The organism is Achromobacter sp. RW408 (genome assembly GCF_003184165.1).
In the GTDB taxonomy this organism is placed as follows: Bacteria; Pseudomonadota; Gammaproteobacteria; order Burkholderiales; family Burkholderiaceae_B; genus Achromobacter; species Achromobacter xylosoxidans.
This window is the reverse complement of record NZ_QHHO01000049.1, coordinates 619,924-628,062: the sequence shown is the minus strand read 5'-3', so window position 1 is coordinate 628,062 and position 8,139 is coordinate 619,924. Positions and strand designations below refer to the sequence as shown.

Here is an 8,139-nt window from a genome sequence, read left to right as displayed (position 1 = left end):
GCCAGCCAGCCGGGAGCCCCCGGACAACCCACGGCCGCCCCCGCTGCCGGACAGGCGGCAGCGCCCGCGCCTGCCCCCACCACCGCGGCGGCACTGGCCGCGGCTGCCGCGGCCAGTGCCGACCCCGCCGCCGAGACACCGTCCACCAACCGGCCCGCGCGCCCAGCCGGAGCGGGCGAAGGCGCCACCGGCGCCAGGAACGCCGAAGCCACGACCCACGCCACCCTGGCTCCTGGCGCGCCGTCGGCCAAGATCCTGGGCCAGGCGTTACGCGCCGCGTTGCAGACTAGCGGCCTGTTCTACGAATCGCACCTGACCGACCTGGTCTTTGGCCGCAGCAACCCGTCCCAGCTGCAGCAGGAACCCCAGGCCCGGCTGACTCGCAGCGGAGTCCCCACGGACGCGGATACCGCGCGTCCGCGCGCCGAGTCCCAGGCCGGCGGCGGCCGCGCCGGCGACGCCAACGCGGCGCCCGGCAACACCAATGCCCCGGCGCCCGGCACGCCGGTCAGCGGCATCCACCAGGACCTCACCCTGCTGGTGCGCCAGCAACTGGACGTGCTCGCCAACCAGGCCCTGACCTGGCAAGGCGAGGCCTGGCCCGGCACGCCGATGGAATGGGAGGTGGAACGCGACCCCTACGGCGGCGATCCGGAATCGGCGGTGTCCACCTGGGCAACCCGCCTGAAACTCGATCTGCCGCGGCTGGGCCTGGTGGACGCGCGCTTGAACCTGGCCGGCGACCAGATCGTGCTGCAACTGGTCGCGCCCCATAGCGCCGCCGAAATCAACGACTCCTCGGACCAGCTGCGCTCACGCCTGCTGGCTGCCGGCCTCACGCTCAGCCACCTGGTGGTGAACGTGGTGGACCCGCGTCCCGTCATACCCGCGGATATCTGATGCGCACCGCTCCGCCCCCCGAACAGGGCCCCAACGCCAACCGCAACGCCGCGGTCGCCATCTCGTATGACGACAAGGACGCAGCCCCGCGGGTGGTGGCCAAGGGCTACGGCCAGCTGGCCGACACCATCGTGCGCGCCGCCGAAGAGAACGGGCTGTACGTGCACGAATCGCGTGAACTCGTCGGCCTGCTGATGCAGGTGGACCTGGACGCGCATATTCCTCCCCAACTCTACGTGGCGGTGGCAGAATTGCTGGCCTGGCTCTATCGCCTCGAATCGCGCGAACTCCCCGAGGCCGCGCCGCCCGCCCCCACTCTCTAAGGACAAGCACCGTGTTGGACGCCAGCGATCCGGAATTCCTGCTCACCCGGCCGGAAGACATGCGCGCCGCCCTCTTCGAACTGACGCACCCCGACAGCCACATCCTGGTGCGCGACGCCGCGGACCGCGAAATGGCCGTGCTGGTGCTGGGGGCGGACAAGCAGACGCGGCAGTTCTTCTGGCGTCCGCGCGACTATGCCGGCGCCGATTTCGAGCAGTCGGACAGCATGGGCCTGCTGAGCGGCACCACCTTCCATTTCAACGCCACCGCCTATGGCGGCGTACAGATCCGCTTCCGGGTCGCGCGCCCGGAGGTCATCCACTTCGATGACGGCAGCGCGGCGCTGATGTCGCCCTTCCCCGACCGCCTGGCGCGCATCCAGCGCCGCAAGATGTTCCGGGCCTCGCTGGTCTCCAGCGCCAGCCGCTGCCACGCCTCGTGGCGTCCGGCGCCCGCCGCGAAACCCATCAGTTTCTCGGTGCGCGACATTTCGGTGGATGGCGTCGGCCTGCGGGTGGAACTGGCGGTGCCGACGTTGCCGCAACGCGGCGCGGTACTCGAGGACGTGCAGCTCGACTTTGGCGAGCTGGGCAAGCTCAACGCGAACCTGGAAGTGCGCAATGTGTATCCGGTGTCGGGCCAACCCATGATCCAGGCCGCCAGTCCGGACGAACCCGCGCCAACGCATGTGTCGCTGACCGGCGAGCCGCCCCTGAGCCATGTGGGCGCGGTGTTCCTGAACCTGGATGCGCGGCAGGAAAACTGGCTGCAGCAGGTGGTCTGGCGCCTGGAGAAAAACGCCCGATAGGCGCGCTGCGAGCAGGAGCGCCGCCGGACGGTTGCTTGTGCCGGAACGGCTGAAGATGCGGCGGATCCAACGCCGCTGGCGGATCCGCTTGGCGGGGCTGCGGCATGATCCGCCGCCCCGCTGTCCTGCCCGTGGTTACACGGCCATCGACGAGATTTCCTTATAGGCCGCAACCAGCTTGTTGCGCACCTGCACGGCCGTCTGGAAGCCGATGCTGGCCTTCTGCAGGTCGATCATGACATCGTTGAGCGAAACGTCGGGCGCGCCCAGTTCGAAGGCCTTGGCCTGCGCGGTGGCGGCGTTCTGCGCCGAGGTGACGCGGCGGATGGAACGCTGCAGTTCGGCGGCGAAACCATCGGGCTGGGCCACGGCTTCGCCCGCGGCGAGATTGCCGGTTTCCGCCTTGGTCACCGCCACGCGCATCTGCTGGAGCATGCTCTCGATGCCGGACAAGCCTGATACAGCCATTACGTTATTCCTTGCTGGTAGGACGAGGGACTACGCCCAGGATGGATGCAGCGTAACCCGGCATCGTCCGCGCCATAGCGCCTAAAAGCCGCCAAAACACCCGATATTTCCGCGAATGCGGCAAGCCCGCCGGCACGCTCCGCGAGCCGCTCCGGGGGGCCGGCGCGCCCGCTTGTCGACATAGGGGATAAGTAACGCCAAAAAACCGCTGTTTTCGACGATTGGGTTTGCTAACTCAGCAGCAATAATCCAGGCTCTCCCCAGACCAGAAGCACGTTGCATGTGTAATCTGCCCTACCCGAACATGAAGTCATTTTCCCTGCTCCGCGAAGCCAGCGGGAGCCGCCAATGAATCAGCAGGCTACCCTGAGCGCGTCGCTTCTGGCGAAGTTTCCCGTGTTGGAAAAGATACGCGCCCTGCCCAAGCCGGTGCTGCTTGGCGCGGCCGCCGCGCTGGTCGCGCTGATCGTCGCCGTGGCGATGTGGAGCAGCGAGCCCAAGTACAAGGTGCTGTTCTCGAACCTGGACGACCGCGACGGCGGCGCCATCGTGACCGCCCTGGGCACCATGAACGTGCCCTACAAGTACAACGACACCGGCACCGCCCTGCTGGTGCCGGCCGACCGCGTCTACGACGCCCGCCTGCAGCTGGCCTCGCAAGGCCTGCCGCGCGGCGGCTCGGTCGGCTTCGAACTGATGGACAACGCCCGTTTCGGCGCCAGCCAGTTCGCCGAGCAGATCAACTACCAGCGCGGCCTGGAAGGCGAGCTGGCGCGCTCGATCGAATCCATGCACACCGTGCAGCACGCCCGCGTGCATCTGGCCATGCCGCGCCAGTCGCTGTTCGTGCGTGAACGCCAGCCGCCGACCGCCTCGGTGCTGCTGAACGTCTACCCCGGCCGCAGCCTGAGCGATGCCCAGGTCTCGGCCATTTCCTGGCTGGTCGCCTCCAGCGTGCCGGAACTGACCGCCGAAAACGTCTCGATCGTCGACCAGAACGGCCGCCTGCTGTCCGCCCCCACTGGCGAAGGCCGGGGCATGGACGCCGACCAGATGCGCATGGTCCGCGAGACCGAGCAACGCACCGTCGAACGCATCCTCACCATCCTCAATCCGCTGGTCGGTCCGGGCAACGTGCACGCCCAGGCCAGCGCCGAAATGGACTTCTCGCGCCGCGAGGAAACGTCCGAGGTCTACCGCCCCAACCAGGAGCCCGGCCAGGCCGCCATCCGCAGCCAGCAGACCAGCGAATCGAACCAGCGCGGCATCAATCCCGCGCAGGGCGTGCCTGGCGCGCTGTCCAACCAGCCGCCGGCCAACGCCCAGGCGCCGATCGCCAATCCGCCGCAGACCCAACCGCCCCGTCCCGGCCAGCCGCAGCAGCAGGGCCAGCAGCAACAGCAACAGACCGCCACCGGCGCCGGCGCCCAGGGCGCCGGCGGCACCGTCAGCGATCGCCGCGACGCCACCACCAACTACGAAGTCGACCGCACCATCAGCCACATCAAGCAGCCTGTCGGCATGCTCAAGCGCCTGTCGGTGGCCGTGGTGGTCAATTACGTGCGCGACAAGGACGGCGAACCCCAGGCCTTGCCGCCCGAGGAACTGAGCAAGCTCACCAACCTGGTGCGCGAGGCGATGGGCTATTCCGAAAGCCGTGGCGATTCGCTGAACCTGGTCAACAGCCAGTTCAACGACGGCCCGCCGGCCGTGCCGATGTGGCGCGATCCGGAAATGATCTCGCTGTTCAAGACCATCCTGGCCTGGCTGGTGGGTGGCGTGCTGGCCCTGTGGCTGTACCGCAAGGTCCGCCGCTCGGTGGGCGACTACCTGTACCCGCCGGTCGATCCCGAAGTGGCCGAGGCCGAGCGCATCGAAGCCCAGCGCGAGGCCCAGGACCTGGCCCGCGCCAAGGAAACCGACCGTTACCAGGACAACCTGGAACGCGCCCGCACGATGGCGAACAAGGATCCGCGCGCCGTCGCGATGGTCCTGCGCACCTGGATGACCAAAGATGAAAAATGATTCCAAGCCCATGGACGGCATGACGCGCAGCGCCGTCCTGATGATGTCGCTGGGTGAAGACGCCGCGGCCGAGGTCTTCAAGTACCTCACCGCCCGCGAAGTCCAGCAGGTCGGCGCCGCCATGGCCAGCCTCAAGCAGGTCACCCGCAACGACGTGGCCGTGGTGCTGGAGGAATTCCGCCAGGAAGCCGACCAGTTCATGGCCGTCACGCTGGGTTCGGACGACTACATCCGCACCGTGCTGACCAAGGCGCTGGGCAGCGACCGCGCCGCCGGCCTGATCGAAGACATCCTGGAAGCCGGCGAAGGCGGCAGCGGCATCGACGCCCTGAACTGGCTCGATCCGCATACCGTGGCCGAGCTGATCGGCGACGAACACCCGCAGATCATCGCCACCATCCTGGTGCACCTGGAACGCGACCGCGCCGCCGGCGTGCTGGCGCTGCTGACCGACCGCCTGCGCAACGACGTCATGCTGCGTATCGCCACCTTCGGCGGCGTGCAGCCCGCGGCCCTGTCGGAACTGACCGAAGTGCTCAATTCCGTGCTGGCCGGCCAGGGCGCCAAGCGCAGCAAGATGGGTGGCGTGCGCACCGCGGCCGAGATTCTCAACATGATGAATTCGGCCGAAGAGGAAACCGTGGTCGCCAGCCTGCGCGAACGCGACAACGACCTGGCGCAGAAGATCATCGACGAGATGTTCGTGTTCGACAACCTGCTCGACATCGAAGACCGCGCGATCCAGCTCATCCTCAAGGAAATCGACAACGACACGCTCATGGTCGCGCTCAAGGGCGCCCAGGAAGAACTGCGCGCCAAGTTCCTGCGCAACATGTCCAGCCGCGCCGCCGAAATGCTGCGCGAGGACCTGGAAGCGCAAGGCCCGATCCGCATGTCGAAGGTCGAGACCGAGCAGAAGAAGATCCTGCAGATCGCCCGCCGCCTGGCCGAGAGCGGCCAGATCGTGCTGGGCAACTCCGGAGACGACGCGTATGTCTGAAGCGGATACCGGCCAGTCGACGCTCATCTCGCGCAGTGCCGCCTGGCGGCGCTGGCAGATGCTGTCGTTCGACGAGCCGCCGCCCGTCGAAGTCGAACCCGAGCCCGAACCCGACCCGGGCCCCGACCCGGAAGTGGTGATGGCCCAGCTGCGCGCCCAGGCCATCGCCGAAGGCCGCGAGGAAGGCTACGCGCAGGGCCATGCCGCCGGCCTGGAAGCCGGTCGCGCCGAAGGCCATGAAGCGGGCCTGGCCGCCGGCCGCGAAGCCGGCTACGCCGAGGGCCTGGCCCAGGCGCGCGAACAAGGCGCGCAGGAAGCGCAACACCTGCACGCGCTGGTGCAGGCCTGCGCCGAATCGGTCGGCTCGCTCGAAGAAAAGATGGGCCAGAGCCTGCTGACGCTGGCCCTGGACATCGCCCAGCAAGTCGTGCGCACCACCCTGGCCGAACAGCCCGAGACCGTCGCCAGCGCCGTGCGCGAAGTGCTGCACATCAATCCCACCGCCGGCGGCCAGATGCGCCTGTGGGCCAACCCCGCCGACATCGAACTGATCCGCCTGCACCTGGCCGACGAGCTCAAGGAAGGCCACTGGCGCGTGCTGGCCGACGAATCCATCGCCCGCGGCGGCTGCCGCGCCGAGACGCCGTTCGGCGACATCGACGCCACCCTGCAGACCCGCTGGCGCCGCGTCGCGGCCTCGCTGGGCCGCAACGTCAACTGGGAGGAGCCGGCGTGAGCGCCAATCCGGCCCCCGCGCAGCCCGGCCAACCGGCCGTGCCCGTGATCGACCGCTGGCAGACGCAGCTGCAGATCGGTTCGATCCGCGCCGCCTCGACCGACCCCTGGCTGGTCAGCGGCAAGATCACGCGCGCCACGGGCCTGGTGCTGCACGCCACCGGACTGCGCCTGCCCGTGGGGGCCGCTGCCCGCATCGAGATCGCGCGCGGCCACGACCACTGGGCCGATGCCGAAGTGGTCGGCTTCGACGGCCACACCCTCTACCTGATGCCGCAGGCCGACATTTCCGGCCTGCCGCCCGGCGCCCGCGTGGTGCCCGGCGAACCGCCGGTGCAGCGCCAGATCCCGCTGCCGCGCAAGGCCGAGCTGAACGGCAACGCCAAGCCGCAGCTGGGCCGCCACCTGCCGGTGGGCAACGCCCTGCTCGGCCGCGTGCTGGATGGCGCCGGCCGGCCGCTGGACGGCCTGGGCCCGCTGACCGGCGCCGAACTGGCGCCGCTCTCGGCCCAGCCGATCAATCCGCTGTCGCGCGCCCCGATCGACACCGTGCTCGACACCGGCGTGCGCGCCATCAACGGCCTGCTCACCGTCGGCCGCGGCCAGCGCATGGGCCTGTTCGCCGGCTCCGGCGTGGGCAAGAGCGTGCTGCTGGGCATGATGGCCCGTTACACCAAGGCCGACATCATCGTGGTCGGCCTGATCGGCGAACGGGGCCGCGAAGTCAAGGAATTCATCGAGCACAACCTGGGCCCGGAAGGCCTGGCGCGCTCGGTGGTGGTGGCTGCCCCGGCCGACGTCTCGGCGCTGCTGCGCCTGCAGGGCGCGGCCTACGCCACGCGCCTGGCGGAACACTTCCGCGACCAGGGCCTGGACGTGCTGCTGATCATGGATTCGCTCACCCGCTACGCCATGGCGCAACGGGAAATCGCGCTCGCCATCGGCGAGCCGCCCGCCACCAAGGGCTATCCGCCTTCGGTGTTCGCCAAGCTGCCGACCCTGGTCGAACGCGCCGGCATGGGCGCGCCCGGCCCGAACGGCAAGGCCGGCTCGATCACCGCGTTCTATACCGTGCTGGCCGAAGGCGATGACCAGCAGGACCCGATCGCCGACTCGGCCCGCGCCATCCTGGACGGCCACGTGGTGCTGTCGCGCCACCTGGCCGAAGCCGGCCACTACCCCGCCATCGACATCGAGGCGTCGATCTCGCGCGCCATGACCTCGCTGATCACGCCGCAGCAGTTCTCGGTGGTGCGCCGCTTCAAGCAGACGCTGTCGCGCTACCAGCGCAACCGCGACCTGATCGCCGTGGGCGCCTACGCCGCCGGCAATGACCCGCAGCTGGACGATGCCATCGCGCGCTACCCGCGCCTGGAAGCCTTCCTGCAACAGGATATCGGCGAAAGCGTCGGCTACGAGGATGCGGTGGAACAACTGCGCGCCAGTTTCGAATTGAGGGATACCTATGCCTAGCCAATTGCCCCTGGACATGCTGATCAACCTGGCCAAGGAAAGCACGGACGAAGCCGCGCGCCTGCTGGGCCGGCTCAGCACCGAGCGCACCAATGCCGAACGCCAGCTCGGCATGTTGCAGGACTACCGCCAGGACTACCTCGAACGCCTGCAGCAGGCCATGACGACCGGCATGTCGGCCAGCGACTGCCACAACTACCAGCGCTTCATTGGCACCCTGGACGATGCCATCGGCCAGCAGCAGAACGTGCTGCGCCAGGCCGACGAGAACCTGGCCAAGGGCCGTCTGTACTGGCAGCAGGAAAAGCGCAAGCTCAACTCGTACGACGCCCTGGCGCAGCGTGAATTGCGCGCCCAGGCCGTGGTGGAATCGCGCCGCGAGCAGCGCGCCAACGACGAATACTCC

At 68.8% G+C, this 8,139-nt stretch carries 9 protein-coding genes; 8 read left to right on the top strand and 1 reads right to left on the bottom strand.

What is annotated here, in order from left to right:
• The 3 genes from DK459_RS31040 to DK459_RS22375 form a co-directional block, all read left to right on the top strand.
• The coding region (locus DK459_RS31040) for a flagellar hook-length control protein FliK (protein WP_233256848.1) at window positions 1-900 on the top strand (900 nt) is incomplete at its 5' end.
• Window positions 900-1,223 (top strand): EscU/YscU/HrcU family type III secretion system export apparatus switch protein, encoded by a 324-nt coding sequence (locus DK459_RS22380; RefSeq protein ID WP_006385221.1) that lies wholly within the window; start codon window positions 900-902, stop codon window positions 1,221-1,223. The genes DK459_RS31040 and DK459_RS22380, both read left to right, overlap by 1 nt.
• An 11-nt stretch (window positions 1,224-1,234) precedes the next feature.
• Window positions 1,235-2,032, top strand: a complete 798-nt coding sequence (locus DK459_RS22375; protein WP_006385222.1) for a flagellar brake protein — start codon at window positions 1,235-1,237, stop codon at window positions 2,030-2,032.
• Window positions 2,033-2,167: 135 nt separating this feature from the next.
• On the opposite strand, the gene fliE is transcribed toward DK459_RS22375, so the two are convergent.
• Window positions 2,168-2,500 carry a flagellar hook-basal body complex protein FliE gene (fliE, locus tag DK459_RS22370; RefSeq protein WP_006385223.1) on the bottom strand — a complete coding sequence of 111 codons (333 nt, stop codon included), beginning with the start codon at window positions 2,498-2,500 and terminating at the stop codon, window positions 2,168-2,170.
• Window positions 2,501-2,848: 348 nt separating this feature from the next.
• On the opposite strand from fliE, the gene fliF reads away from it, so the two are divergent.
• The 5 genes from fliF to fliJ form a co-directional block, all read left to right on the top strand.
• Complete coding sequence (fliF, locus tag DK459_RS22365; RefSeq protein ID WP_006385224.1) at window positions 2,849-4,525, top strand: flagellar basal-body MS-ring/collar protein FliF; 1,677 nt, start codon at window positions 2,849-2,851, stop codon at window positions 4,523-4,525.
• A complete protein-coding gene (gene fliG / locus DK459_RS22360) occupies window positions 4,515-5,525 on the top strand; it encodes a flagellar motor switch protein FliG (RefSeq protein ID WP_006385225.1) in 1,011 nt (336 codons plus the stop codon). Before fliF ends, fliG begins: the two co-directional genes overlap by 11 nt.
• Window positions 5,518-6,261, top strand: coding sequence for a flagellar assembly protein FliH (fliH, locus tag DK459_RS22355; protein ID WP_006385226.1), 744 nt, complete (start codon window positions 5,518-5,520; stop codon window positions 6,259-6,261). The genes fliG and fliH overlap by 8 nt, the downstream gene beginning before the upstream one ends.
• On the top strand, window positions 6,258-7,733 hold the full coding sequence (fliI, locus tag DK459_RS22350) for a flagellar protein export ATPase FliI (RefSeq protein ID WP_024068637.1): 1,476 nt from the start codon (window positions 6,258-6,260) through the stop codon (window positions 7,731-7,733). Before fliH ends, fliI begins: the two co-directional genes overlap by 4 nt.
• A partial coding sequence (gene fliJ, locus DK459_RS22345) for a flagellar export protein FliJ (protein WP_110135256.1) occupies window positions 7,726-8,139 on the top strand: 414 nt, incomplete at its 3' end. The genes fliI and fliJ, both read left to right, overlap by 8 nt.